The sequence below is a fragment of the Pseudomonas sp. BF-B-26 genome (assembly GCF_019956495.1).
Lineage (GTDB): Bacteria > Pseudomonadota > Gammaproteobacteria > Pseudomonadales > Pseudomonadaceae > Aquipseudomonas.
The window spans coordinates 167,497-192,937 of the sequence record NZ_JAHBDP010000091.1 but is presented as its reverse complement, the minus strand read 5'-3'; the positions used below and the strand labels follow the sequence as shown (position 1 = coordinate 192,937).

Here is a 25,441-nt window from a genome sequence, read left to right as displayed (position 1 = left end):
GGCGTAGTGTCAGTCGATATCAATGTTGCTGACCTACCGCCTTCGCGAGCAAGCCCGCTCCCACAGAGATTAGTGTTCAGCTGGCCTCATCGTTTTCATCTGACAGCGCCGTTTTTTGATCTATGCTCGGGCTCTCGTTCCGGAGGGCCTTCGATGACTGATTTACTCACGTCCATTCAAGCCGCACTCGGCTTGCCTCGCACCCAGGTCAAGTTCACCTCGAGCGGCGCCTTGCCCTCGGCGTTTGCCGTCACCGACCTGGCGTGCGCCAGCATTGCCGCTGCCGGCCAGGCTGTCAGCGAATGGCTGCAGCAACAAACCGGTCGTTTACCCACCCTTGAGGTCGACCGCCGCCTCGCTTCTTTCTGGTTCGCCACTTCTATCCGCCCGATAGGCTGGAGCGTCCCGCCACTCTGGGACCCCGTCGCCGGTGACTACGCGGCCAAAGACGGATGGATCCGCCTGCACACCAACGCCCCCCATCACCGCGCCGCTGCCGAAAAAGTGCTCGGCGCCTGTGCCGACCGTGCAGCGATGGCGAGCAAGGTTGCTCAATGGGCCAAAGGCGATCTGGAGCAAGCCGTGGTCGATGCCGGTGGCTGCGCCGCCGAGATGCGTAGCTGGGCGCAATGGCAAGCGCATCCCCAAGGTCAGGCCGTGAACGCCGAGCCACTGATTCAGTTGGCGGACAACAGCCGCCAGAACGCGAAACCGTGGCAAGGCTCGGTGGCGCAACCGCTGGCCGGCGTCAAGGTGCTGGATTTGACTCGAGTGCTCGCCGGCCCCATCGCCAGCCGTTTCCTGGCAGGCCTCGGCGCCGACGTTTTGCGCATCGACCCACCGACCTGGAACGAACCGGGCGTGGTGCCGGAAGTCACCCTGGGCAAACGCTGCGCGCGTCTGGACCTGCACGACAAGACTGATCGCGCGGTGTTCGAAAGCCTGCTCAAGGACGCTGACATTCTGCTCCACGGCTACCGCGCCGATGCACTGGAACATCTCGGTTACGGCACCGCCGAACGCCAGAAGCTGGCGCCCGGCCTGATCGACGTCAGCCTCAATGCCTACGGTTGGAGCGGCCCGTGGCAGAATCGCCGCGGCTTCGACAGCCTGGTACAAATGAGCAGCGGAATCGCCGACGCCGGCATGCACTGGAAGCGCGCAGACAAGCCAACGCCATTGCCCTTGCAAGCGCTCGATCACGCCACCGGGTATTTGATGGCGGCCGGTGCGATTCGATTATTGGGGCGCGGTGGCTCGGCACGGTTGTCGTTGGCGCGTACGGCGAAGTTGCTGATTGAAAACGGCCCGGGAACCGATGAGCCGTTGCGGGCGGAGGATGACAGCGATCAAGGGCTGTTGGTGGAGCAGACGCCTTGGGGACCGGCGCATCGACTTCATGTGCCGCTGAAGATTACGGGGACGCCGTTGCAGTGGACACTTGCGGCTTCAGAATTGGGCTCCCATCGCGCGCAGTGGTAGCCGACCGATCGTTCCCTTGCGGATGATTGTTCCCACGCTCTGGTGTGCACCCCAAAAGTTGGACACGACCGATGGGGTGTTTCATGGGAAAGTACACGGTTAAAGCGAAGCTATCATCGGTCCACTCTCGGACACGGCGACACCCGGATGAGCTATCAATAAAAGAAACTCCGAGGGCAGGCTTGAGGTCTGCCCTGATTCAATGGCTGTTTGAAGGAGAGAAATCAATGGCAACGTTCGAGCCCGGTCACCTGCACATCGAGCGCTACGCGCTGAACAAGGATGATTACAGTTACAACCTGCACATCGAATATGCCGTCAGCCAGGATCCCAAGGAGGGCGAAGGCATGCTCTTCAAGATGCATGGTTCGGTTGGGGACAAGGCATTGCAGGAAGAATTCTTCCTGCCCAAGGACCAGGCCTTCGACTTCGCCCGACATGTCACACGCATCGCCCAGAAGTACGGGATGCCCAAAGAGGCCAGTATCGGCTCGATACACAAGGAGTACGACGCCATGTTTGAAGATGTGCGGGCGCAGCTCCACGTCAAATCCGGCGACCCGATAAAACCCGAGCATCTGGATCGAATCTGAAGGTCCCCCCACACCCTAACCTTCCCGAAACGTCGGACCGCCCCGAGGGGCGAGGGGACTGATCGAGTTGCTCTTTCGAGTGACATCGACCTGAGATATCGAGTCGGACTCAGGTTTTGAAAAGCCCCCAATCTGCTCCCTTTCCCCCTCTCCCCACTGGGGAGAGGGCTGGGGTGAGGGGTCGATCTTCCTGCCAACTCCAATCTCAAGATTTCACCCCAGCCCTCCTCCAAGGCATACTTGCCACCCTCCGCACTCCAGAACCCAAAAACGCCCCATGCGTATCCACGTCAGCTTCATCGACCGCGTCGGCATTACCCAGGAAGTCCTGGCCCTGCTCGGTGGGCGCAATCTCAACCTGGATGCGGTGGAAATGATTCCGCCCAACGTCTACATCGACGCCCCGACCCTGAGCCCGGAAGTCCTCGAAGAACTGCGCGATGCGCTGTTCAGTGTGCGCGGTGTGCAAGCGGTGACGGTGGTGGACATTCTTCCCGGTCAGCGCCGGCACCTGCAGCTCGATGCGTTGCTCGCGGCCATGACCGACCCGGTCCTGGCGCTGGACAGTGCCGGCAAAGTGCTGCTGGCCAACCCGGCACTGATTGCGTTGTACGGTCGCGAGCCTGACGGCGAAAGCATCGCCGACCTGTTCGCCGACCCGGCACTGCTCGAAGCCCTGCTGGAAAACGGCTTCCGCCTGCCGCTGCGGGAAGTCACCGTCAACGGCCAGACGTTACTGCTGGACGCCACACCGATTACCGACGCCGGCGCTCTGCTGACCCTGTATCAACCCAACCGTATCGGCGAACGCCTCTCGGCGCTGCACCACGACCATGCCGAAGGTTTCGATGCGCTGCTCGGTGAATCCCCGGCGATTCGCACCCTCAAGGCTCGCGCCCAACGCGTGGCGGCCCTTGATGCGCCGTTGCTGATCCAGGGCGAAACCGGCACCGGCAAAGAACTGGTGGCGCGTGCCTGCCACGCCATCAGCGCCCGGTGCAGTTCGCCATTTTTGGCGCTGAACTGCGCGGCATTGCCGGAGAACCTCGCCGAAAGCGAACTGTTCGGCTACGCCCCCGGCGCCTTCACCGGCGCACAACGGGGCGGCAAACCGGGGCTGATGGAACTGGCCAACCAGGGCACGGTGTTTCTCGATGAGATCGGCGAGATGTCGCCGTACTTGCAGGCCAAGTTGCTGCGCTTCTTGAACGACGGCAGTTTCCGCCGGGTGGGCGGGGATCGTGAGGTGAAGGTCAATGTGCGGATCCTCAGCGCCACGCACCGCGATCTGGAAAAAATGGTCAGCGAAGGTTCGTTCCGCGAAGACCTGTTCTATCGCCTCAACGTCCTGAACGTCGAAGTCCCGCCCCTGCGCGAACGCGGCCAGGACATCCTGCTGCTGGCCCGCTACTTCATGCAGCAGGCCTGCGCGCAGATCCAGCGCCCGGTCTGTCGCCTGGCGCCCGGCACCTATCCGGCACTGCTGGGCAATCGCTGGCCGGGCAACGTGCGGCAATTGCAGAACGTGATTTTCCGCGCCGCTGCGATTTGCGAGAGCAGCCTGGTCGACATTGGCGACCTCGATATCGCCGGCACCTCCGTGGCGCGTCAGAGCGACAGCGACGTCGACAGCCTCGAACAGGCGATGGAAGAGTTCGAAAAAACCCTGCTGGAAAAACTCTACGTCAGCTACCCCTCGACCCGCCAACTGGCCAGCCGCCTGCAAACCTCCCACACCGCGATTGCCCATCGGTTGCGCAAATACGGCATTCCCAACAAGCCGTAAGCCTTACTCGTTCAAAACTGTGGGAGCGGGCTTGCTCGCGAAAGCGGTGTGTCAGGCGCCAGCAATGTTGCTGACCCGACGCCTTCGCGAGCAAGCCCGCTCCCACAGGTTTTGTGCCGCCTTCAAAATCATGTTTAAAAGCGACCTCCATCTGTACTGAAAGCGCTACAGCGGAACGATATCATTACACCCTCTTCTGATCACCGCTGTGCAAGGCTTTGATCCACTTAGGCTTTTTTCTTCGCCCTGGGCTGTAGCGATTTCGCTACAGCCAGCAAATCGCCGCACCTCAACTAAACACATAACCTATTGATTTTTAACGACTAAAAAACATTGGCCGCATTTTTGCTTAGTAACCATCCATAAAGTACGGCATTGCCGAGTATTCAATCGCGTCCACCAGACGAGTCTGGCCCCCTTAGGAGTTTCCATGAGCGAATTGCGTTTTACTGAAGATCACGAATGGCTGCGTACTGAAGCTGACGGCACCGTCACAGTCGGCATTACCGCTTTCGCACAGAACGCCTTGGGCGACGTGGTTTTCGTACAACTGCCTGAGCTGCAGTCCTACGACAAAGGCGCTGAAGCCGCCACCGTGGAATCGGTAAAAGCTGCCAGCGGCGTGTACATGCCACTGGACGGTGAAGTGCTGGAAGTGAACCCGGCGCTGGACAGCAGCCCTGAACTGGTCAACGAAGATCCGCTGGGCGAAGGCTGGTTCTTCCGCTTCCAGCCTACCGATGCATCGGCTGTCGCCAAACTGCTGGATCAAGACGCTTATGACCGTCTGATCAAAGCCAACGCCGAAGCCTGAGGAGCGCTGACATGACTCAAGTAAGCCTGACCACTGCCAACGAATTCATCGCCCGCCACATCGGCCCGCGTACCGGCGACGAGCAAGCCATGCTCAACAGCCTCGGCTTCGACTCGCTGCAAGCCCTGAGCGCCAGCGTCATCCCCGACAGCATCAAGGGCACCAGCGTCCTCGGCCTCGAAAACGGCCTGAGCGAAGCCGACGCCCTGGCCTTGATCAAGTCCATTGCCGGCAAAAACCAGCTGTTCAAGACCTTCATCGGCCAGGGCTACTACGGCACCCACACGCCGTCGCCGATCCTGCGCAACCTGCTGGAAAACCCGGCCTGGTACACCGCGTACACGCCGTATCAACCGGAAATTTCCCAGGGCCGTCTCGAAGCGCTGCTGAACTTCCAGACCCTGATCAGCGACCTCACCGGCCTGCCGATCGCCAACGCCTCCTTGCTCGATGAAGCCACCGCCGCCGCCGAAGCGATGACCTTCTGCAAACGCCTGAGCAAGAACAAGGGTAGCCACGCGTTCTTCGCCTCCGTGCATTGCCACCCGCAAACCCTCGACGTGCTGCGCACCCGCGCCGAGCCATTGGGCATCGACGTGGTGGTGGGCGACGAGCGTGAACTGACTGACGTGACGCCGTTCTTCGGCGCCCTGCTGCAATACCCGGCAAGCAACGGTGACGTGTTCGATTACCGCGAACTGACCGAACGCTTCCACGCCGCCAACGCCTTGGTCGCGGTCGCCGCCGACCTGCTGGCCCTGACCGTGCTGACCCCGCCGGGCGAGTTCGGCGCCGACGTGGCCATCGGCAGTGCGCAACGCTTCGGCGTGCCGCTGGGCTTCGGTGGCCCGCACGCGGCGTACTTCTCCACAAAGGATGCGTTCAAGCGCGACATGCCGGGCCGTCTGGTCGGTGTTTCCGTCGACCGTTTCGGCAAGCCGGCCCTGCGCCTGGCGATGCAGACCCGCGAGCAACACATCCGCCGCGAGAAGGCCACGTCGAACATCTGCACCGCCCAGGTGCTGTTGGCCAACATCGCCAGCATGTACGCCGTGTACCACGGCCCGAAAGGCCTGACCCAGATCGCCAACCGCGTGCATCACCTGACCGCGATTCTGGCCAAAGGCTTGAGCGCATTGGGTCTGACCGTCGAGCAAGCCAACTTCTTCGACACCCTGACAGTCAAGACCGGCGCGCACACCGCTGCTTTGCATGACAAGGCTCGTGCCCAGCAGATCAACCTGCGGGTCATCGATGGCGAGCGTCTGGGCCTGTCCCTCGACGAAACCACGTCGCCAGCCGACGTGGAAACCCTGTGGAGCCTGCTGGCCGACGGCAAGGCGCTGCCAGACTTCGCCGCCCTCGCCGCCTCCGTTCAAAGCACGATCCCGGCCGCGCTGCTGCGCCAGTCGCCGATCCTCAGCCACCCGGTGTTCAACCGCTACCACTCGGAAACCGAGCTGATGCGCTACCTGCGCAAGCTCGCCGACAAGGACCTGGCGCTGGACCGCACCATGATCCCGCTGGGCTCGTGCACCATGAAACTCAACGCTGCCAGCGAAATGATCCCGGTGACCTGGGCTGAATTCGGTGCCCTGCACCCGTTCGCTCCGGCCGAACAAAGCGCCGGCTATCAGCAGCTGACCGACGAACTGGAAGCGATGCTCTGCGCCGCCACCGGGTACGACGCGATCTCGCTGCAACCGAACGCCGGATCCCAAGGTGAATACGCCGGCCTGTTGGCGATTCGTGCCTATCACCAGAGCCGTGGCGAAGACCGTCGCGACATCTGCCTGATCCCGTCCTCGGCCCATGGCACCAACCCGGCCACCGCCAACATGGCCGGCATGCGCGTGGTGGTCACCGCCTGCGATGCCCGCGGCAACGTCGACATCGAAGACCTGCGGGCCAAGGCCATCGAGCACCGCGAACACCTCGCCGCGCTGATGATCACCTACCCGTCGACCCACGGCGTGTTCGAAGAAGGCATCCGCGAAATCTGCGGCATCATTCATGATCATGGCGGCCAGGTGTACATCGACGGCGCCAACATGAACGCGATGGTCGGCCTCTGCGCGCCGGGCAAGTTCGGCGGCGACGTGTCGCACCTGAACCTGCACAAAACCTTCTGCATCCCCCACGGCGGTGGCGGCCCGGGCGTCGGTCCGATTGGCGTCAAGTCGCACCTGACCCCGTTCCTCCCGGGTCACGGCACCATGGAGCGTAAAGAAGGCGCGGTCTGCGCCGCACCGTTCGGCAGCGCGAGCATTTTGCCGATCACCTGGATGTACATTCGGATGATGGGTGGCGCCGGTCTCAAGCGCGCCTCGCAACTGGCGATCCTCAATGCCAACTACATTTCCCGTCGCCTCGAAGAGCACTACCCGGTGCTGTACACCGGCAGCAACGGCCTGGTGGCCCACGAATGCATCCTCGACCTGCGTCCGCTGAAAGACAGCAGCGGCATCAGCGTCGATGACGTCGCCAAGCGCCTGATCGACTTCGGCTTCCACGCCCCGACCATGTCGTTCCCGGTGGCCGGCACGCTGATGATCGAGCCGACCGAAAGCGAATCCAAAGAAGAACTGGACCGCTTCTGCGACGCCATGATCCGCATCCGCGAAGAAATCCGCGCAGTGGAAAACGGCACCCTGGACAAAGACGACAACCCACTGAAAAACGCCCCGCACACCGCGGCGGAAATCGTCGGCGAGTGGACGCATCCGTATAGCCGTGAGCAAGCCCGCTCCCACAGGGGATTTGTGCCAAGCCTCAAGTCCGCTATTCCTATAACAAGAAACCGGAGAACAACCATGTCTTTAAGCGTGTTCGACCTGTTCAAGATTGGCATCGGCCCCTCCAGCTCTCACACCGTCGGCCCGATGCGTGCTGCTGCGCGTTTCGCCGAAGGTTTGCGCCGTGAAGGGCTACTGGCCGCGACCACCTGCGTCAAAGTCGAGCTCTACGGATCACTCGGCGCCACCGGTAAAGGCCACGGCAGCGACAAGGCTGTGTTGCTGGGCCTGGAAGGCGAACACCCGGACACTGTGAACACCGAAACCGTCGCCGCCCGTCTGCAAGAGATTCGCGGCAATGGTCGCTTGAACCTGCTCGGCGAACACAGCATTGCGTTCAATGAGAAAGAACACTTGGCGATGATCCGCAAACCGTTGGCCTATCACCCCAACGGCATGATCTTTCGCGCCTTCGATGCGGCGGGCATACAAATCCGCAGCCGCGAGTACTACTCGGTCGGCGGCGGTTTTGTGGTCGATGAAGACGCCGCCGGCGCCGACCGTATCGTCGAAGACGCCACGCCACTGACCTTCCCGTTCAAAAGCGCCAAGGACCTGCTCGGTCACTGCACCACCTATGGTCTATCGATCAGCCAGGTGATGCTAACCAACGAAAGTGCCTGGCGCCCGGAAGCGGAAACCCGCGCCGGCCTGCTGAAAATCTGGCAAGTGATGCAGGATTGCGTCGACGCCGGTTGTCGTAACGAAGGCATCCTGCCCGGTGGCTTGAAGGTCAAACGTCGGGCGGCCGCGCTGCATCGGCAACTGTGCAAGAACCCCGAATCGTCCCTGCGCGATCCGCTGTCGGTGCTGGACTGGGTCAACCTCTATGCACTGGCAGTCAACGAAGAAAACGCCAACGGCGGGCGCGTGGTGACGGCGCCTACCAACGGTGCGGCCGGGATCGTCCCCGCTGTTTTGCATTACTACATGCGCTTCATCCCCGGCGCCAACGAAGACGGCGTCGTGCGTTTTCTGCTGACCGCAGCCGCGATCGGCATCCTCTATAAAGAAAACGCTTCGATCTCCGGCGCCGAAGTCGGCTGTCAGGGTGAAGTTGGCGTCGCTTGTTCCATGGCCGCTGGCGCCCTGTGCGAAGTCCTCGGTGGCACCGTGCAGCAAGTGGAAAACGCCGCTGAAATCGGTATGGAACACAACCTCGGCCTGACCTGCGACCCGATTGGCGGGCTGGTGCAAGTGCCTTGCATCGAGCGCAACGCCATGGGCTCGGTCAAAGCCATCAATGCGGTGCGCATGGCCCTGCGCGGCGACGGTCAGCACTTCGTCTCCCTCGACAAGGTCATCCGCACCATGCGCCAGACCGGCGCCGACATGAAAAGCAAATACAAGGAAACCGCCCGTGGCGGTTTGGCGGTCAACATTATCGAGTGCTGATGCTCACGCGCATTTGCACACTTTTTCAGGAGCTGAATATGTCCACCGAACAACTGTCGAAAACCCCGTTGCACGCACTGCATATCGAACTCGGCGCCCGCATGGTGCCGTTTGCCGGCTATGACATGCCGGTGCAATACCCGCTCGGCGTGATGAAAGAACACCAGCACACCCGTGATCAGGCCGGGCTGTTCGATGTCTCGCACATGGGCCAGATCCGCCTGACCGGCGCCAATGCCGCCAAGGCGCTGGAAAGCCTGGTGCCGGTCGACATCATCGACCTGCCGGTGGGCATGCAGCGTTACGCGATGTTCACCAACGAGACCGGCGGCATCCTCGACGACCTGATGGTCGCCAACCTGGGTAACGACGAACTGTTCCTGGTGGTCAACGCCGCCTGCAAGGACCAGGACCTGGCGCATCTGCGCAAGCACATCGGCGACCAGTGCACCATCGAGCCGCTGTTTGAAGAACGCGCCCTGCTGGCGCTGCAAGGTCCGGCCGCCGTTACCGTGCTCGCGCGTCTGGCGCCTGAAGTGGCGAAGATGACCTTCATGCAGTTCGCCCGCGTGAAACTGCTGGGTGTGGACTGCTTTGTCAGCCGTTCGGGCTACACCGGTGAAGACGGTTACGAAATCTCCGTGCCGGCCGCTAACGCCGAAGCCCTGGCTCGTGCCCTGCTGGCCGAACCTGAAGTGGCGGCCATCGGCCTTGGCGCTCGCGACTCCCTGCGCCTGGAAGCTGGCCTGTGCCTCTATGGCCACGACATGAACACCGAGACCACCCCGATCGAAGCGAGCCTGCTGTGGGCGATCTCCAAGCCTCGTCGCGCTGATGGCGCACGTGCCGGCGGCTTCCCTGGCGCTGAAACCGTGTTCGCACAGCAACAAGCCGGTGTCAGCCGCAAGCGCGTTGGCCTGCTGCCTCAGGAACGCACGCCGGTGCGCGAAGGCGCAGAGATCGTCAATGAAGCAGGCGACATCATTGGCGCGGTTTGCAGCGGTGGCTTCGGTCCGACCCTGGGCGGCCCTTTGGCGATGGGTTACGTCGACAGTGCTTATATCGCTCTCGATACGCCGGTATGGGCGATTGTTCGTGGGAAAAAGGTACCTTTGCTTGTAAGCAAAATGCCATTTGTTCCACAACGCTACTACCGTGGCTGATTGACTGTTCCTATAAGTAACGCGGTTGCGTTAACAGCGCACTAATGTGTAACGCAACCGCCATAAAACAGTGCACACCTTCGATTACGAACTTGGCTTATAACGATCGAAAACAATTGAACACCTCTATCGCATAAGCCAGCGCTAGTTGCCGCCGAACGGCATCAACGCGAGCAAATCCGGGCCCTCCACAGGGCTTGTTTTTTCTCCCGTAGTTGGCGTAGAGTTTGTTCACTGTGTTTGCATGGGTCGCTTGGAATCGTGACCTGGGCAGTAGCCTACAAGTTAGCTACATCCCGTTCGACGTCTTCTTACTCTCCTGCAACCAGCCCCAGTACTCTTTCACAAGAAGGAGGCTGTCATTAATTTTTGCGTCAAAGGAAATAAGAAATGTCCCAACGTCAGAGCGGTACCGTCAAGTGGTTTAACGACGAGAAAGGTTTTGGTTTTATCACTCCAGAAAGCGGTCCGGATCTGTTCGTGCATTTCCGCGCTATTCAGGGCAACGGCTTCAAGAGCCTGAAAGAAGGCCAGAAAGTGACTTTCGTTGCTGTGCAAGGCCAGAAAGGCATGCAGGCTGACGAAGTACAAGCAGAAGCCTGATCTTCTGTAACGAAAAAGCCCCTGATGCTGACATCAGGGGCTTTTTTGTGCGCGTAAATCCGTAAAATGGCTTCTTTTTTCCGTCCAGAGGCTGCCATGTCGAAACATCTTCTCAAACCCCAGGGCGACTTTCCTGCCGTTACCCTGGGTCGTCGCCTGGCAGCGATGTTCTACGACTTCCTGTTGTGTACCGCCCTGCTGATCGTCACCAGCGGCATTTACAAGATGATCCAGATGGCGATCATCGGCGAAGACAAAATGCGCACCCTGACCGAAGCCGGCGCGCTGGACGGCGATCCATTGCTGTCAACGGTGCTGCTGTTTGTGCTGTTCGGCTTCTTCGCCAAGTTCTGGACCTGGTCCGGTCAGACCCTGGGCATGCAGGTCTGGTGCATCCGCGTACAAAATGCCGACGGCTCATCCATCAGCCTGTGGCAGGCATTGCTGCGCTTTGTGGTGTCGATCGCGTCCTTGCTGTGCGTCGGGGTGGGTTTCTTCTGGTCGCTGTTCGACAAACAGAAACGCAGCTGGCATGACATCTACTCCAACACCCAGCTCGTGCGGATTCCAAAGAAAACCAAGTAGCTCAGCCATACAAAAACCACTGTGGGAGCGAGCCTGCTCGCGATGGCGATGTATCAGTCAATATTGATATGGCTGACAGATCGCTATCGCGAGCAGGCTCGCTCCCACAGGTTTTGTGACTTAACTGAAAGATCTCAGGCGTTGCCGGCCAATTTCATCCGCGCGGCCTGGGTGAAGTCGAGCATGCGCTTGAGCGGCCGGATCGCTTGTGGAATCAACGCAGGATCGACAAAGATCTCGTTAGTCCCTTCCTTCAAGCTCTTGAGCGTGCGCTCAAGGGTATTCATCGCCATCCACGGGCAATGTGCGCAACTACGGCATGCTGCGCCGTTACCGGCCGTTGGCGCTTCGATGAAGACCTTGTCCGGGCACAGCTGCTGCATCTTGTAGAAGATGCCGCGATCAGTGGCGACGATAAGGGTCTTGTTTGGCAGGCTCTGCGCTGCCGCAATCAATTGACTGGTGGAGCCGACGGCATCCGCCAGCTCGATCACCGACGTCGGCGACTCCGGGTGTACCAGAATTGCTGCGTCCGGGTACAGCGCCTTCATGTCTTCGAGCTGCTTGGACTTGAACTCTTCGTGAACGATGCAGGCACCGTCCCACAGCAGCATGTCCGCGCCGGTCTGGCGCTGGATGTAGGTGCCCAAATGCTTATCCGGGCCCCAGATGATGGTTTCGCCGTTATCCATCAGGCTTTCGACGATTTCCAGCGCGCAGCTTGAAGTCACCACCCAATCCGCCCGGGCTTTGACCGCCGCCGACGTATTGGCATACACAACCACGGTACGCTCCGGGTGCTGATCGCAGAACGCCGAGAACTCGTCCACCGGACAACCCAGGTCCAGCGAGCAGGTCGCCTCGAGGGTGGGCATGAGGATGCGTTTTTCAGGGTTGAGGATTTTGGCGGTCTCGCCCATGAACTTCACACCGGCGACCACCACGGTCTTGGCCGGATGAGCATTGCCGAAGCGGGCCATCTCCAGCGAGTCGGAGACACAACCTCCGGTTTCTTCGGCCAGGGCCTGAATGACCGGATCGCAATAGAAGTGAGCAACCAGCACCGCGTCCTGAGCCTTGAGCTCGGCAGCGATGGCGGCACGGTAATAGGCCTCCTCCTCGGCAGTCAGCGGCTTGGGCTGCTTGGCGTCGAGGTGGGCTTGAACCAGAAGGCGTTCGGAAATCTGCGTCATGTTCGCAAGACCTGCAGGCGCTTTCGCGCGAAAGTCGAGTATACACCCGGCTCCGGACCCTTCAGGGTACCGCCGGGAGAGTGAGTATCATCAGGCACGGACAACGTTGAAGCTGCGCAAGGCTACAGAATATCCCGTGGATGCAAAAGATGATTCTGACCTGCGTCACGCGGTGCAGCCCAGAACCTGGGCGACCTTAAATCGCGGGCAAAAAAAAATCCGGAAATCCTCACTTGCGTGGGCCTTCCAGACTTTTAAAACTGCTACAAAAATGGTGGGTCGTGTGGGATTCGAACCTACGACCAATTGGTTAAAAGCCAACTGCTCTACCAACTGAGCTAACGACCCGCTGTGTGGTGGCGCGTATAATACTGATTTTTAAGGACTATTCAACACCTAATTTGAAATAAATCAAAAATAAGGTGTTGGGTCACTGATTCCGGCTGCCGCAAAGCCTTCTGCACGCAGGCGGCAGCTGTCGCACTTGCCGCATGCACGGCCGTTATCGTCCGCCTGATAGCAGGAAACAGTCAGGCCGTAATCAACGCCGAGCTTCACCCCCGCCTGGACGATCTGCGCCTTGCTCAGGTTCTGCAGCGGTGCCTGGATACGGAAACCATTCCCCTCTACACCGGCCTTGGTCGCCAGATTGGCCATGCGCTCGAAAGACTCGATGAACTCGGGACGGCAGTCCGGGTAACCGGAGTAATCCACTGCGTTCACACCGATAAAGATGTCGCGAGCGCCGAGCACTTCAGCCCAGCCCAACGCCAGGGACAAGAAAACGGTGTTGCGTGCTGGCACGTAAGTCACCGGAATACCTTCGCCCGCTTCTTCCGGCACATCGATACTGGTGTCGGTCAATGCTGAACCGCCGATACCGTTCAGGTTCAGGCCGATCACCTTGTGTTCAATCACACCCAGGTCGCGAGCGACACGTTCGGCGGCGTGCAGTTCGGCATGGGAGCGCTGACCGTAGTCGAAGCTCATGGTGTAGCAGCTATAGCCTTCAGCGCGAGCCATGGCCACAACGGTCGCGGAGTCGAGGCCGCCGGACAGCAAGATGACCGCGCGTTTTTCAGTGGTGTTCAGTTGTTCAGTCATTTCAGCGCCCCGGCTCGTCATTCCAAAGATATTTATGCAACTGCAATTGCAGACGCACTGGCAGGTTGTCCGCCACCACCCAGTCAGCCAGGTCCCGAGCATTAAGGTCATGGTGACTTGGCGAGAACAGGACTTCGCCGGCACGCTGATCCAGACCGTACTGGATCAGCTTGGACACGGCCCAGTCATAGTCTTCCCGCGAGCAGATGACAAACTTCACCTGATCGTTGCGCGTGAGCAGTTCGATGTTCTCGTAGCGGTTGCGGTGGGCTTCTTTCGAACCCGGGGTTTTCAGGTCGACGACGCGACTGACCCGTGGATCGACCGCCGAGATATCCAAGGCACCGCTGGTTTCCAGCGAGACCTCGTAACCGGCGTCACACAACTGCTTGAGCAATGGGATGGCATTGGGTTGTGCCAGCGGCTCGCCGCCGGTGACACAGACGTAACGCGGACGAAAACCGGCCACTTGCTCGAGGATGTCGTCGAGCGTGCGGAGGGTGCCGCCAGTGAATGCATAAGCGCTGTCGCAGTATTGGCAACGCAATGGGCAACCGGTCAGGCGCACAAAAACAGTGGGCAGCCCGGCAGTCCGCGTTTCACCCTGCAACGAGTAGAAAACTTCGGTGATTCTCAATGTGTCTTGCATAGTCGCCACGGGCATAACAGCTAAACAGGCTGTCCGCCTCCGTCAGGCACTTCAAGGAACCCCGCCACCGCGCAGATCCCAAAAAGCGTGTTTCATAAAAAGGGCGTGAATTCTAACGAAAAAACCCGCGACAAGCGCGGGTTTCTTCAAAACGGGTCAAGCCGCCCTTACATTTTTTGCAGATCACGCTGGGCCAGCTGAGCGGCGGAAGTGCCCGGATATTGGGACACAACCTGCTGCAGAATGCCTTTGACCTTGTCGGGATGACCGAGGCGGCGCTCTACATCAGCCAGCTTGTACAGCGAATCAGGCACTTTGGGGTGCTTGGGGTACAGCTGTGAAACCTTGGCAAAAGCTTGACCTGCACCTTGCAGATCGCCTTTGGCCAGGTTCACTTCGCCCAACCAGTATTGAGCATTGCCCGCGTACTGACTGTTCGGGTACTTGCGCAGGAATGCGGCAAAAGCCTGGCTGGCCTTGTCGAAATCCTTGGCTTTGATCAGGTCGAAGGCTGCATCGTAATACAGTTTTTCCTTCGCCGGATCAGCCGGCTCGCTACCCGCGGCAGGTGCCTGAGCGGCTGCCGCTCCTGCGGCTGCGCCCGCTGCTGCACCGGGGGCATTCAAACTGCCACCGGTGGAAGAATTATCAGGAGTCGCGGCTGGTGCAACGCCGGTTCCTATGCGCCGATCAAGATCCTGATATCGCTCCAGGTTCTCTTGCTTCATGCGCGCTACATCATTTTGCAGAACTTCGATGATGCCTTGTTGGCGCGAGATCTGCTCCTGCATCGATTGCAGTTGGTTGAACAGCTCGCCCTGTGCCGAGACAGGGGCCGAAACCCCTCCCCCGGCATAGGCGCCGCTCGTACCGTAACCTGCAGGCGGATTATTAGTCCCGCTATTGGTATAGCCGGAGTCATTATCGACCACAGGAACCGCAGCCCACACCGCAAGCGGTGCGAGGCTGAGAGCCAAAACAGTTACAGCACGACGGCACGTTCGCATGACGAATTACTTACGCAGTTCGACGCGACGGTTTTGAGCCCAGGACTGCTCGTCGTTGCCGGTAGCAACTGGACGCTCTTCGCCGTAGGAAACCAGTTCCAGCTGAGCTGGGGAAACACCTTGCAGTACCAGGTAACGCTGAACGGCTTTCGCACGACGCTCGCCCAGTGCCATGTTGTACTCACGAGTACCACGTTCGTCGGTGTTGCCTTCCAGAACAACGCGAGCGCCGTTTGCTTTCAGGTCCTTGGCGTGAACGTCCAGAGCGCGCATGGCTTCTGGCTTCAGGTCCGAACTGTCGTATTCGAAGTAGAAAGTGGTGATTGCGCGCAGAGCAGCTTCTTCGCTCAGGGAGCCGTCAACTGCACCAGTGTTTGCGCCGTAACCAGCGTTTGGATCTACAGCGCCTTCACCGGCATTGTCGCCGCCTTTGGACGAGCAACCTACAGCTACAGCCATGGCCAGAGCCAGCGCAGCAAATTTACCAAACTTCAGCATTTCCATCGTGAAACTCCTAATGAACCCCAATGTGTTAAGTACAACGTGTAGCGCCGCGTCAGTTCAGGTAAGGGGACCAGGAAGGTTCTCTGACTTCGCCTTGTGCGGTAGGAAGCGGGAGCCTTACGCGTCCATTAATGGACACGAGCATCAAGACTCCCCGGCCCTGCTGGCGGGTGGCGTAGATTACCATGGTGCCGTTGGGCGCAACAGTAGGCGACTCGTCCAGAGTGCTATCAGTGAGGATTTTTACGCTTCCGCGCTGCAAATCCTGGGCTGCCACCTTGAAATTAGTGAAACCTTCCTGACGATGGATCATCACCAGGGTCTTTTCATCAGCCGAAAGCTTAGGGTTGGCGTTGTAGTTACCGATAAAGGTCACACGCTCCGCACCACCACCGCCTGCGCTGGTTTTGTAGATCTGCGGCTTGCCGCCACGGTCCGAGGTGAAGTAGATGGTCGAACCATCCTTACCCCAGAACGGTTCGGTGTTGATGCCAGGACCGTTTGTGACACGCGTGATCTGACGCGAACCCAGGTTCATCACGTAGATGTCCGGGTTGCCATCTTTCGACAGTACGAATGCCAGGCGATTGCCATCAGGCGACCATGCTGGCGCGCCATTCAGGCCTTCGAAGTTGGTGATCTGCTCACGGCGACCGGTGTCGATGTTCTGCATGAAAATACGCGGACGCTTTTGCTCGAACGACACATAAGCGATGCGCTTGCCGTCCGGTGCGAAACGTGGCGACAGGATCGGCTCGCGCGATTGCAGCAGGGTCACGGCACGGGCACCGTCATAGTCTGAACGTTGCAGCGTGTAGCGAGTGTTCTTCTCGGAGAAACGCTCGGCTGTCACGTACAACAGACGAGTCGAGAACGCACCTTTGATACCGGTGAGTTTTTCGAACGACTGGTCCGCGATGTAGTGCGACATGTCGCGCAGTTGATCGACGCTGCCCGACACGCTGCCGGTCAGCACTTGCTGCTCGGTGGCGACGTTGAACAGTGCGTATTGGACTTGCAGGCGACCGCCCGCAGGAGCAATGCTGCCGACCATGACGTACTGGGCGCCCAGCGCCTTGAAGTCACGGAAGATGATTTCGCTGGCCTGGCTTGGCTGGCTGATCATGTTCTGTTTTGGAATCGGCGAGTAGTAACCCGAGTTGCGCAGGTCGTTACCGATGATTTCGGCCATGTCGTCCGGCAGAACGCTGCCGCCCTGGTTGCCAAACGGAACGACTGCGATCGGGGTGGCCCGATCACTGCCGCTGGTGACCAGAATGTTTTTTTCATCAGCTGCCGCTATCCCTGCCAGGCAGCAGATAACGACGAGCATTCCTCGAAGAAGGTTTCTCACAAGGCTAGATCCTCAGGTGTGAATGTCATCTTGAATGAACGATACGGAGCGAAATCGCTCGGCTTCATTCCCTGCATTTCTGTCAAACGTCCAATGTTCTTGACCGCCGCTACAGCGGAAGCGTCAAACGGACCATCGCCACTGGACTTGGCCACGCCGACCGAAGTCACCGTACCATCGGGCAACATGCCGATTTGCAACACGACCGTCATGCCTTTGCGGGCCGAAGGTGGACGAGCCCAGCCTTCCGCTGCACGAGCACGAATCAGATCATCGAAACTACCGGCGACTTCGTCACCCTGCTCATCCGCCAAGGCCTGCTGACGCTGCGGCGTATCGGAAAGCAAATCTGCCAGGGCCTGAGCCTTTTTGTCTTCGGCGGATTTACGTGCCGCTTCCTGCGATTTTTTCTTCGCAGCATCGGCAGCAGCTTTCTTCTTCGCGTCTTCGGCGACTTTCTTCTTCGCCTCTTCAGCTTCAGATTTCTTCTTGGCGTCTTCCGCGGCTTTCTTCTTCGCGTCTTCGACGATCTTTTTCTTCGCTTCTTCAGCGGCCGCTTTCTTGGCCTCTTCTTCAGCTGCTTTCTTGGCTTCTTCTTCAGACTTCTTCTTGGCTATATCAGCCAATTGTTTCTCTTCGGCCTTTTTAGCTTCGGCGGTCTTCTTCGCTTCATCGGCTTTCTTGGCTTCATCAGCCTTTTTGGCCTCTTCCGCTTTCTTTGTCTCGTCGGCCTTTTTGGATTCTTCGGCTTTTTGAGCCGCGTCTTCCTTCTTTTGTTCCGCGGCCTTGATCGCTTCCTGCTCGATCTTTTTCTGTTCCATCTGTTCGACTTCGGTCTGGCGCGCGGCGGATTTCTTCGCTTCACCCGCAATCTTCTGATTGGTCTGGGTAGTCGCCTGACTTTTCGATTTCAGTTGGTACAGGGTCGCCTGGACAATCGGCTTGGCCGGCGGCAGTTCGGGCGTGAAGGCGAAACTGACGAACAGCATGCCGAAAACCAGCACGTGCAAGACAAGCGCCCAGACACTAGGCCAGAAATAGCTTTCCGAGGCGGACGGCTCTCGCATTTGCTGCATCAGGGTGCCTCGGTAATCAAGCCAACATTACCGACCCCGGCTTTCTGCAACCCGCCCATGGCGCCCATGACGGAACCGTAGTCGACGGTCTTGTCGCCGCGGATGAACACCTGGGTACGCTTGCCACCTTCAGTGCCGGCGCGAATGATTTTGGTCACGGCGTCAGTCATCTGCGGCAAGGTCATGGCCTTGTCCTGTTGCTTTTCAGTGTCGACTTCGCTGCCAAGGTTCCAGTAGTAGGTCTTGTCAGCCTTGATCGAAATGGTCAGGACCTGAGTGTTGTTGTCCTGCGGCAAGGCTTCGCTGGAAACCTTGGGCAGATCAACTTTCACGCCCTGATTGAGCATCGGAGCGGTCACCATGAAGATGACCAGCAGCACCAACATCACGTCGATGTAGGGCACCACGTTCATCTCGGCAACCGGCTTGCGCTTTTTGCGAGCTCGAGCGATTAAAGCCATTGGAAATTACCTGCTTATTCTTCGCTGGTGTGCACTTTGCGGTGCAGGATCGCCTGGAATTCATCGGCGAAGGTGTAGTAACGGCCCAGCAGGGTTTCGCTGCGAGCAGCAAAACGGTTGTAAGCGATAACGGCCGGGATGGCGGCGAACAAGCCGATCGCGGTAGCAATCAGTGCTTCGGCGATACCCGGAGCCACGGTGGCCAGGGTCGCTTGCTGGGCAGTGGCCAGGCCACGGAAGGAGTTCATGATCCCCCAGACGGTACCGAACAGACCGATGTACGGGCTGACGGAACCTACGGTCGCGAGGAACGGCAGGCTCTGCTCGAGCTTTTCTTCTTCGCGGGAAATGGCGACGCGCATGGCACGGGCCACGCCTTCCATGACCGCTTCCGGGTCAACACCTGGCTGCTGGCGCAGACGGGAGAATTCCTTGAAACCGGCACGGAAGATCTGCTCTACGCCCGAATCCGGATCAGGGTTGCTGCCGGCCTGACGGTAGAGTTTAGACAGGTCGATACCCGACCAGAAGCGCTCTTCAAAGCTCTCCAGGGCACGTCGACCGGCGCGCAGCAGATTGCTGCGCTGAAAGATCATGATCCATGAGGTCACCGATGCGGCTACCAGGATCAGCATTACCAGTTGCACCACGATACTGGCATTGCTGACCAGGCTCCACATGGAGGAATGGTCGACGACGTTAGCTTCCACGCTTTATCTCCTGCTTTGAGTGTGTACCCGCGCCGCTCACGTCGGCAAAGGCCGCGCGTAGAGCTTCGGGAATGGCCCGGGGTTTCAAACTGTTAGTGCGCACACAGGCCACCAAAAACTGCCCTTCGCAGAGCAGCGCATTATCCGTAGCCCGCCTGACCTGCTGTTTGAAGCGCAGGCTGACACGGTTCAATTCGATTACTTCAGCGCTTACCAGCAGCTCGTCGTCCAGTCGCGCCGGCGCGTGGTAACGCGCTTCGCTGGAATGCACGACGAACAACAGGTCCTCACCTGCAAGCTGGGATTGGGCAAAGCCCAGCTCCCGGAGCCGCTCGGTTCGAGCCCGTTCCATAAACTTGAGGTAATTAACGTAATACACGATGCCGCCCGCATCGGTGTCCTCGTAATAAACGCGACAACGAAGTGCGAAAGGCTCAAGCCCGTTTTGCGCGCGCATACTCTAGTGCTTACTCCTCAGGTTGCCAATCCGGCCAGGCAACTGTTTTTCATTGATTCACGGCTTTCTGGCGAAAGTACGGTCCTGGGACCACACAAACCCCGAATATATCAGCGCGCAAAGGTTATTAATCGTCCACGGCATTGAGGAACTCGTCTACCACGGGCATCTCGCCCAATCGTGACGGGATGTTTAAACCGAAGTGCAGGTACGCATGCCGGGTCACCACCCGCCCCCGCGGCGTACGCATGATGTAGCCCTGCTGGATCAGATACGGCTCCAGCACGTCTTCAATGGTGTGGCGCTCCTCACTGATGGCGGCGGCGAGGCTATCGACCCCGACCGGCCCACCGTCGAACTTCTCGATCATCGTTAGCAGCAGCCGTCGATCCTGGTGATCGAAGCCACGCTCGTCGACATCCAGCAGGTTCAAGGCCAGGTCGGCGATCGGTTTGGTGATGTGACCCTTGGCGCGAACTTCGGCGAAATCCCGAACCCGGCGCAGCAAGCGGTTGGCGATCCGCGGCGTACCACGGGCACGGCGGGCGATTTCAAAGGCGCCTTCCGGGTCCAGCGGCAAGCCGAGGATATTCGCCGAACGACTGACAATCGTTGCCAGGTCGGCGGTGTTGTAGAACTCCAGGCGCTGGACGATGCCGAAACGGTCGCGCAGCGGATTGGTCAGCATCCCCGCCCGCGTCGTCGCACCGACCAGGGTGAACGGCGGCAGATCAAGCTTGATCGAGCGTGCGGCCGGCCCTTCGCCGATCATGATGTCGAGCTGGAAATCTTCCATGGCCGGGTACAGCACTTCTTCGACAATCGGTGAGAGCCGATGGATTTCGTCGATGAACAGCACGTCGTGTGGCTCAAGATTGGTCAGCAGCGCCGCCAGATCACCCGGGCGTTCAAGCACGGGGCCCGAGGTGCTCTTGATCGACACGCCCATTTCCTGGGCGATGATGTTGGCCAAGGTGGTTTTACCCAGACCCGGCGGGCCGAAAATCAGCGTGTGGTCCAGGGATTCATTGCGCCCACGAGCCGCCTGGATGAACAACTCCATTTGCTCGCGAACGGTCGGCTGGCCAATGTATTCGGCCAGGCTGACAGGACGAATCGCCCGGTCCTGGACTTCCTCGCGGTCACGAGGGCCAGGCGTGGCGGCAATCAGACGATCAGCTTCAATCACTTAGATCATTCCCTTCAGGGCACGACGAATCATGTCTTCACTGCTCAAGCCTTTCTCCTTGATCGCAGAAATTGCCTTGCTGGCTTCCTGCGGCTTGTAGCCCAGGGAGATCAGCGCGCTGACCGCGTCATTTTCGGCGGTGGCAACCGGCGTCGTATCTGGCCCACCCGGCTGGTTTGGCACCAAGGCAAACATCGCCGGCACGGTTTCCCAGGCCTTGAAGCGATCCTTGAGTTCCACCAGCAAACGCTCGGCAGTCTTCTTGCCCACGCCCGGCACCTTGGTCAACGCCGAGGTGTCCTGGGATTGTACGCAGCGGACCAGTTCATCGACTTCCAGACTCGACATCAGGGCCAGGGCCAATTTCGGCCCTACACCATTGAGACGGATCAACTCGCGAAAAAAGTCTCGCTCACGCTTGCCGAAGAAGCCATAGAGTAACTGCGCGTCTTCGCGTACGACCAAATGGGTGTGCAAGGTCAGCGGTTCACCGACCGACGGCAAGCGATAAAGCGTGGTCATGGGCACTTCCAGCTCATACCCCAGACCGTTTACATCCAGAATCAGGTGCGGCGGCTGTTTCTCAGCCAGTGTGCCGCGCAAGCGTCCAATCACGTTTCAGATCCTTGAGCGTTGGCCAGATCAGTGCTGGCGACTGACAGAACAAGGGTTTTGCGCCGACGACACAGGCGCAAAACCCTCATTCCGTAAAAAATGATTGCTGATGCTATCAGAGACGCAGGCGCCCGCCACGACTGCGTGCCGTGCCCAGACCATGGGGCAACAGGCTGGAGCGGGTATGAGCATGGCAAATGGCAATGGCCAGGGCGTCCGAGGCATCGATTTGCGGTTTGCTGGTCAGTTTCAGCATGTGCATGACCATCATTTGCACCTGCTCTTTATTCGCCGCGCCGGTCCCGGTCACCGCCTGTTTGACCTGGGTCGCCGTGTACTCAGCGATTTCCAGGCTTTCTTCCGCCCCGGCAACAATGGCTGCGCCGCGGGCCTGGCCAAGTTTCAGCGCAGAGTCGGCGTTGCGCGCCATGAAGACCTTTTCGATCCCCATGGTCACCGGGCCGTAGGTCTGGATGACTTCGCGCACGCCGCGATAGACGATTTGCAGGCGTTCATGCAGCTCGCCGGAACCTGTGCGAATGCAGCCCGACGCCACGTAGACGCATCCCCGCCCAGTATCACGCACTACGCCATAACCGGTGATGCGCGAACCGGGGTCGATACCAAGAATTAAAGTCATAACGCCTGCGGGTTAGGTAAGAGCACGATATTCAATACAGCGAATAACAATTGTGGGAGCTGGCTTGCCTGCGAAGGCGTAGGCACATCAAACAATGATGCAGCCTGACACACCGTCATCGCAGGCAAGCCAGCTCCCACATTGGATCTTAGTCGCCCTTAACCCAGCTGCGCGGCTACCGATTCAGGGATGTCCGCGTTGGAGTAGACGTTCTGCACGTCATCCAGGTCTTCAAGCATGTCGATCAGCTTGAGCACCTTCTCGGCGCCTTCCAGGTCGAGTTCGGCACTGGTGGTCGGCAACATCACGATTTCCGCGTCATCACCTTTGAAACCGGCCGCTTCCAGCGCGTTACGCACGGAGTAGAAACCGGCGAACGAGGTGAACACGTCGATGGAGCCGTCTTCGTGGGTCACCACGTCATCGGCATCGGCCTCCATCGCCGCTTCCATCAGTGCATCTTCATCGACGCCCGGAGCGAAGGAAATCTGCCCCTTGCGCTCGAACAGATAGGCCACCGAACCGTCCGTACCGAGGTTGCCGCCGCATTTGCTGAACGCATGGCGAACAGCGGCGGCGGTGCGGTTGCGGTTGTCGGTCATGCACTCGACCATCACCGCCACGCCGCCCGGGCCGTAGCCTTCGTAGGTCAGCTCGACCATGTCGTCGGTGTCGGCAGCACCGGCGCCGCGGGCGACCGCACGGTCGATAATGTCCCGGCTCATGTTCGCGCCGAGGGCCTTGTCCAGCGCCAGACGCAAACGCGGGTTGGAACCCGGATCGCCACCGCCCTGACGGGCCGCAACGGTCAGCTCACGAATCCACTTGGTGAAAATCTTGCCCTTCTTGGCATCCTGACGTTCTTTGCGGTGCTTGATGTTCGCCCACTTGGAATGACCCGCCATATCTCGCTCCGAATTCTCTTTGAAACATTGCCCGCCGCGCCATGATGCGCCAGCCAGCAAATAAAAATCTCGACCATTCTATAAAGAAAGGGCGCATCCGAAGATGCGCCCTTCTGGTCAGCCTTACTCAGCCTTAGGCGTTTCGCGCAGACGAATGTGCAGTTCGCGCAGTGCCTTGGCATCTACCACACCCGGGGCCTGAGTCATGACGCAAGCGGCGCTCTGGGTTTTCGGGAAGGCGATCACTTCACGGATCGACTGGGCGCCGGTCATCAGCATCACCAGACGGTCCAGACCGAAGGCCAGGCCACCGTGCGGCGGCGCACCGTATTTCAGGGCGTCGAGCAGGAAGCCGAATTTCTCTTCCTGTTCCGCTTCACTGATACCCAGCAGACGGAACACCGACTGTTGCATTTCCTTGCGGTGGATACGGATCGAACCGCCACCCAGCTCCGTGCCGTTCAGTACCATGTCGTAGGCACGGGACAGAGCGGTCGCCGGGTTGGCTTCCAGTTCTTCCGGGGTGCACTTCGGCGCGGTGAACGGGTGGTGCAAGGCCGCGAAGCTGCCGTCGTCGTTCTCTTCGAACATCGGGAAGTCGACCACCCACATCGGCGCCCACTGGCAAGTCAGCAGGTTCAGATCGTTACCGACCTTGATCCGCAGCGCGCCCAGGGCTTCGCTGACGATCTTGGCTTTGTCGGCACCGAAGAACACGATGTCGCCATCGACCGCACCCACGCGATCAAGGATCACATTGAGGTTGGCTTCAGGGATGTTCTTGACGATCGGCGATTGCAGGCCTTCGACGCCTTTGGCGCGCTCGTTGACCTTGATGTACGCCAGGCCCTTGGCACCGTAGATGCCGACGAACTTGGTGTAGTCGTCGATCTGCTTGCGCGGCATGCTCGCCGCGCCAGGAACGCGCAAGGCGGCAACGCGGCATTTCGGGTCGTTGGCCGGGCCGCTGAAGACTTTGAAGTCGACTTCTTTCAGCTGATCGGCAACGTCGACCAGTTCCAGCGGGTTACGCAGGTCCGGCTTGTCGGAACCGTAACGACGCATGGCCTCTTCCCAGGTCATGTGCGGGAATTCGCCGAATTCCACATCCAGCACTTCCTTGAACAGGTTGCGGATCATGCCTTCGGTGATGCCAATGATGTCTTTTTCATCGAGGAAGCTGGTTTCGATGTCGATCTGAGTGAACTCAGGCTGACGGTCGGCCCGCAGGTCTTCGTCGCGGAAGCATTTGGCGATCTGGTAGTAGCGATCGAAGCCGGCCACCATCAGCAGTTGCTTGAACAGCTGCGGCGATTGCGGCAAGGCGAAGAAGGAGCCGGCGTGAGTACGGCTCGGCACCAGGTAATCGCGAGCACCTTCCGGAGTAGCGCGGGTCAGGATCGGCGTCTCGACGTCGAGGAAGCCGTTCTCGTCCAGGTAACGACGGATGCTGGTAGTCATGCGCGAACGCAGACGCAGCTTCTCGAGCATTTCCGGACGACGCAGGTCGATGAAGCGATAACGCAAGCGGGTTTCTTCGCCGACGTCGGAGAACTCGTTGAGCGGGAACGGCGGGGTTTCCGCTTCGTTCAATACTTCCAGCTCGTAGCCCAGCACTTCGATCATGCCCGACGCCATGTTGGCGTTGCCGGCACCGGCCGGACGCAGGCGTACCTTGCCGGTGACTTTGACCACATACTCGCTGCGCACGCGATCGGCGGCGGCGAAAGTTTCAGCGCGGTCCGGGTCGAACACCACCTGGGCCAGACCGTCACGATCACGGATATCGAGGAAAATCACCCCACCGTGGTCACGGCGACGGTGAACCCATCCGCAAAGGGTAATTTCCTGGCCTTCCAGGCTTTCGTTCAGTTGGCCGCAATAATGGCTGCGCATCATGGTCGTAGTTTCGCTTCTCGTAATTCGAAATTCGGTTGGAGATCCTGCAACAGCCCCGCCCTTAAGAAAGGCGCCAGATGATGCAAGAGCTCGCACGTGTCGTTCAACTCAGGCTCAAGACCCTAGTCAGCTTTGTCGCCGCCGGCCAGATTCTTCTTGGAACCGGTCTTGAAATCGGTTTCGTACCAGCCGGTGCCGCTAAGGCGGAAGCCCGGCATGGACAGCATCTTCTTAAGCTCTGGCGCCTGGCAGGCAGGGCAGTCGACCAGCGGTGCTGCGCTGATCTTTTGAATGGCTTCCAACTGATGACCACAGGAAGCACATTGATAGTCGTACATCGGCATGGGGGTTGTCTCGGCGATCAGATTGCTACCGCACACGCTGGGTTTTGCGGCAAAGAGCGGGATTATATCCATTAAATGCAGCCTGTGCAGCCGTAAGACTGCACAGACCGACACTCTA

At 59.4% G+C, this 25,441-nt stretch carries 24 protein-coding genes, 1 tRNA gene and 1 pseudogene; 9 read left to right on the top strand and 17 right to left on the bottom strand.

The window, feature by feature from the left end:
* The first annotated feature begins 153 nt into the window (after window positions 1–153).
* The 9 genes and pseudogenes from KGB03_RS21160 to KGB03_RS21120 all read left to right on the top strand — a co-directional run bounded on the left by KGB03_RS21160 (window position 154) and on the right by KGB03_RS21120 (window position 11,216).
* Entirely contained in the window at window positions 154–1,482 is a 1,329-nt protein-coding gene (locus KGB03_RS21160) for a CoA transferase (RefSeq protein ID WP_223528753.1), read from the top strand.
* A gap of 227 nt (window positions 1,483–1,709) precedes the next feature.
* Window positions 1,710–2,075 (top strand): DUF5064 family protein, encoded by a 366-nt coding sequence (locus KGB03_RS21155; protein ID WP_111451451.1) that lies wholly within the window; start codon window positions 1,710–1,712, stop codon window positions 2,073–2,075.
* A 277-nt stretch (window positions 2,076–2,352) separates the two neighbouring features.
* Complete coding sequence (locus KGB03_RS21150) at window positions 2,353–3,861, top strand: sigma-54-dependent transcriptional regulator (RefSeq protein WP_218539047.1); 1,509 nt, start codon at window positions 2,353–2,355, stop codon at window positions 3,859–3,861.
* Between the two features lie 430 nt (window positions 3,862–4,291).
* Entirely contained in the window at window positions 4,292–4,675 is a 384-nt protein-coding gene (gcvH, locus tag KGB03_RS21145) for a glycine cleavage system protein GcvH (protein WP_007949423.1), read from the top strand.
* A gap of 11 nt (window positions 4,676–4,686) precedes the next feature.
* Window positions 4,687–7,428 (top strand): annotated as a pseudogene (gene gcvP / locus KGB03_RS21140) (aminomethyl-transferring glycine dehydrogenase); the annotation flags it as partial.
* Window positions 7,429–7,488: 60 nt separating this feature from the next.
* Window positions 7,489–8,865 carry an L-serine ammonia-lyase gene (locus KGB03_RS21135; RefSeq protein WP_008146925.1) on the top strand — a complete coding sequence of 459 codons (1,377 nt, stop codon included), beginning with the start codon at window positions 7,489–7,491 and terminating at the stop codon, window positions 8,863–8,865.
* A gap of 38 nt (window positions 8,866–8,903) precedes the next feature.
* The gene (gene gcvT, locus KGB03_RS21130) at window positions 8,904–10,028 is read left to right on the top strand and encodes a glycine cleavage system aminomethyltransferase GcvT (RefSeq protein ID WP_192410368.1); all 1,125 of its coding nucleotides are present in this window, start codon (window positions 8,904–8,906) and stop codon (window positions 10,026–10,028) included.
* Between the two features lie 390 nt (window positions 10,029–10,418).
* Window positions 10,419–10,631 (top strand): cold-shock protein, encoded by a 213-nt coding sequence (locus KGB03_RS21125; protein ID WP_003175786.1) that lies wholly within the window; start codon window positions 10,419–10,421, stop codon window positions 10,629–10,631.
* Between the two features lie 96 nt (window positions 10,632–10,727).
* Window positions 10,728–11,216 carry an RDD family protein gene (locus KGB03_RS21120; protein ID WP_192410367.1) on the top strand — a complete coding sequence of 163 codons (489 nt, stop codon included), beginning with the start codon at window positions 10,728–10,730 and terminating at the stop codon, window positions 11,214–11,216.
* 134 nt (window positions 11,217–11,350) lie between these two features.
* Here KGB03_RS21120 and nadA read toward each other — a convergent pair whose 3' ends face one another.
* The 17 genes from nadA to KGB03_RS21035 all read right to left on the bottom strand — a co-directional run bounded on the left by nadA (window position 11,351) and on the right by KGB03_RS21035 (window position 25,323).
* Window positions 11,351–12,409 carry a quinolinate synthase NadA gene (gene nadA / locus KGB03_RS21115; RefSeq protein ID WP_192410366.1) on the bottom strand — a complete coding sequence of 353 codons (1,059 nt, stop codon included), beginning with the start codon at window positions 12,407–12,409 and terminating at the stop codon, window positions 11,351–11,353.
* Window positions 12,410–12,681: 272 nt separating this feature from the next.
* Window positions 12,682–12,757, bottom strand: a tRNA-Lys gene (locus tag KGB03_RS21110).
* A 63-nt stretch (window positions 12,758–12,820) separates the two neighbouring features.
* Complete coding sequence (queC, locus tag KGB03_RS21105; RefSeq protein WP_111451446.1) at window positions 12,821–13,513, bottom strand: 7-cyano-7-deazaguanine synthase QueC; 693 nt, start codon at window positions 13,511–13,513, stop codon at window positions 12,821–12,823.
* A gap of 1 nt (window position 13,514) precedes the next feature.
* Window positions 13,515–14,162 carry a 7-carboxy-7-deazaguanine synthase QueE gene (gene queE, locus KGB03_RS21100; RefSeq protein ID WP_074880837.1) on the bottom strand — a complete coding sequence of 216 codons (648 nt, stop codon included), beginning with the start codon at window positions 14,160–14,162 and terminating at the stop codon, window positions 13,515–13,517.
* A gap of 167 nt (window positions 14,163–14,329) precedes the next feature.
* On the bottom strand, window positions 14,330–15,169 hold the full coding sequence (gene ybgF / locus KGB03_RS21095) for a tol-pal system protein YbgF (protein ID WP_218538855.1): 840 nt from the start codon (window positions 15,167–15,169) through the stop codon (window positions 14,330–14,332).
* 6 nt (window positions 15,170–15,175) lie between these two features.
* Window positions 15,176–15,673, bottom strand: a complete 498-nt coding sequence (pal, locus tag KGB03_RS21090) for a peptidoglycan-associated lipoprotein Pal (RefSeq protein WP_003178634.1) — start codon at window positions 15,671–15,673, stop codon at window positions 15,176–15,178.
* Window positions 15,674–15,725: 52 nt separating this feature from the next.
* Window positions 15,726–17,027: a Tol-Pal system beta propeller repeat protein TolB gene (gene tolB, locus KGB03_RS21085; protein WP_074879460.1), complete on the bottom strand. Its 1,302-nt coding sequence runs from the start codon at window positions 17,025–17,027 to the stop codon at window positions 15,726–15,728.
* Complete coding sequence (gene tolA / locus KGB03_RS21080) at window positions 17,024–18,103, bottom strand: cell envelope integrity protein TolA (RefSeq protein WP_111451445.1); 1,080 nt, start codon at window positions 18,101–18,103, stop codon at window positions 17,024–17,026. Before tolA ends, tolB begins: the two co-directional genes overlap by 4 nt.
* Window positions 18,103–18,555, bottom strand: a complete 453-nt coding sequence (tolR, locus tag KGB03_RS21075) for a protein TolR (protein ID WP_161807482.1) — start codon at window positions 18,553–18,555, stop codon at window positions 18,103–18,105. The genes tolA and tolR overlap by 1 nt, the downstream gene beginning before the upstream one ends.
* A 23-nt stretch (window positions 18,556–18,578) precedes the next feature.
* Window positions 18,579–19,274 carry a protein TolQ gene (gene tolQ, locus KGB03_RS21070; RefSeq protein ID WP_008147369.1) on the bottom strand — a complete coding sequence of 232 codons (696 nt, stop codon included), beginning with the start codon at window positions 19,272–19,274 and terminating at the stop codon, window positions 18,579–18,581.
* Window positions 19,264–19,731: a tol-pal system-associated acyl-CoA thioesterase gene (ybgC, locus tag KGB03_RS21065; RefSeq protein WP_008147372.1), complete on the bottom strand. Its 468-nt coding sequence runs from the start codon at window positions 19,729–19,731 to the stop codon at window positions 19,264–19,266. The genes tolQ and ybgC overlap by 11 nt, the downstream gene beginning before the upstream one ends.
* Before the next feature lie 127 nt (window positions 19,732–19,858).
* The gene (ruvB, locus tag KGB03_RS21060) at window positions 19,859–20,920 is read right to left on the bottom strand and encodes a Holliday junction branch migration DNA helicase RuvB (protein ID WP_223528751.1); all 1,062 of its coding nucleotides are present in this window, start codon (window positions 20,918–20,920) and stop codon (window positions 19,859–19,861) included.
* Window positions 20,921–21,535 (bottom strand): Holliday junction branch migration protein RuvA, encoded by a 615-nt coding sequence (ruvA, locus tag KGB03_RS21055; protein WP_046049661.1) that lies wholly within the window; start codon window positions 21,533–21,535, stop codon window positions 20,921–20,923.
* A gap of 115 nt (window positions 21,536–21,650) precedes the next feature.
* Complete coding sequence (ruvC, locus tag KGB03_RS21050; RefSeq protein ID WP_008147379.1) at window positions 21,651–22,175, bottom strand: crossover junction endodeoxyribonuclease RuvC; 525 nt, start codon at window positions 22,173–22,175, stop codon at window positions 21,651–21,653.
* Window positions 22,176–22,333: 158 nt separating this feature from the next.
* On the bottom strand, window positions 22,334–23,080 hold the full coding sequence (locus KGB03_RS21045) for a YebC/PmpR family DNA-binding transcriptional regulator (protein WP_008072427.1): 747 nt from the start codon (window positions 23,078–23,080) through the stop codon (window positions 22,334–22,336).
* A gap of 123 nt (window positions 23,081–23,203) precedes the next feature.
* A complete protein-coding gene (gene aspS / locus KGB03_RS21040) occupies window positions 23,204–24,979 on the bottom strand; it encodes an aspartate--tRNA ligase (RefSeq protein WP_008147383.1) in 1,776 nt (591 codons plus the stop codon).
* A 122-nt stretch (window positions 24,980–25,101) separates the two neighbouring features.
* Window positions 25,102–25,323 carry an FmdB family zinc ribbon protein gene (locus KGB03_RS21035; RefSeq protein WP_010457489.1) on the bottom strand — a complete coding sequence of 74 codons (222 nt, stop codon included), beginning with the start codon at window positions 25,321–25,323 and terminating at the stop codon, window positions 25,102–25,104.
* Window positions 25,324–25,441 lie beyond the last annotated feature (118 nt).

Bases quoted from the DNA above. Each gene is read 5' to 3' on its own strand.
- KGB03_RS21150 (WP_218539047.1), top strand. From the start codon at position 2,353: ATGCGTATCCACGTCAGCTTCATCGACCGCGTCGGCATTACCCAGGAA.
- KGB03_RS21035 (WP_010457489.1), bottom strand. From the start codon at position 25,323: ATGCCGATGTACGACTATCAATGTGCTTCCTGTGGTCATCAGTTGGAA.
- KGB03_RS21155 (WP_111451451.1), top strand. From the start codon at position 1,710: ATGGCAACGTTCGAGCCCGGTCACCTGCACATCGAGCGCTACGCGCTG.
- KGB03_RS21120 (WP_192410367.1), top strand. From the start codon at position 10,728: ATGTCGAAACATCTTCTCAAACCCCAGGGCGACTTTCCTGCCGTTACC.
- queC (WP_111451446.1), bottom strand. From the start codon at position 13,513: ATGACTGAACAACTGAACACCACTGAAAAACGCGCGGTCATCTTGCTG.
- aspS (WP_008147383.1), bottom strand. From the start codon at position 24,979: ATGATGCGCAGCCATTATTGCGGCCAACTGAACGAAAGCCTGGAAGGC.
- ruvC (WP_008147379.1), bottom strand. From the start codon at position 22,175: ATGACTTTAATTCTTGGTATCGACCCCGGTTCGCGCATCACCGGTTAT.
- ybgC (WP_008147372.1), bottom strand. From the start codon at position 19,731: ATGCGCGCGCAAAACGGGCTTGAGCCTTTCGCACTTCGTTGTCGCGTT.
- KGB03_RS21135 (WP_008146925.1), top strand. From the start codon at position 7,489: ATGTCTTTAAGCGTGTTCGACCTGTTCAAGATTGGCATCGGCCCCTCC.
- KGB03_RS21160 (WP_223528753.1), top strand. From the start codon at position 154: ATGACTGATTTACTCACGTCCATTCAAGCCGCACTCGGCTTGCCTCGC.
- KGB03_RS21125 (WP_003175786.1), top strand. From the start codon at position 10,419: ATGTCCCAACGTCAGAGCGGTACCGTCAAGTGGTTTAACGACGAGAAA.
- queE (WP_074880837.1), bottom strand. From the start codon at position 14,162: ATGCAAGACACATTGAGAATCACCGAAGTTTTCTACTCGTTGCAGGGT.
- gcvT (WP_192410368.1), top strand. From the start codon at position 8,904: ATGTCCACCGAACAACTGTCGAAAACCCCGTTGCACGCACTGCATATC.
- nadA (WP_192410366.1), bottom strand. From the start codon at position 12,409: ATGACGCAGATTTCCGAACGCCTTCTGGTTCAAGCCCACCTCGACGCC.
- ybgF (WP_218538855.1), bottom strand. From the start codon at position 15,169: ATGCGAACGTGCCGTCGTGCTGTAACTGTTTTGGCTCTCAGCCTCGCA.
- KGB03_RS21045 (WP_008072427.1), bottom strand. From the start codon at position 23,080: ATGGCGGGTCATTCCAAGTGGGCGAACATCAAGCACCGCAAAGAACGT.
- tolA (WP_111451445.1), bottom strand. From the start codon at position 18,103: ATGCAGCAAATGCGAGAGCCGTCCGCCTCGGAAAGCTATTTCTGGCCT.
- gcvH (WP_007949423.1), top strand. From the start codon at position 4,292: ATGAGCGAATTGCGTTTTACTGAAGATCACGAATGGCTGCGTACTGAA.
- pal (WP_003178634.1), bottom strand. From the start codon at position 15,673: ATGGAAATGCTGAAGTTTGGTAAATTTGCTGCGCTGGCTCTGGCCATG.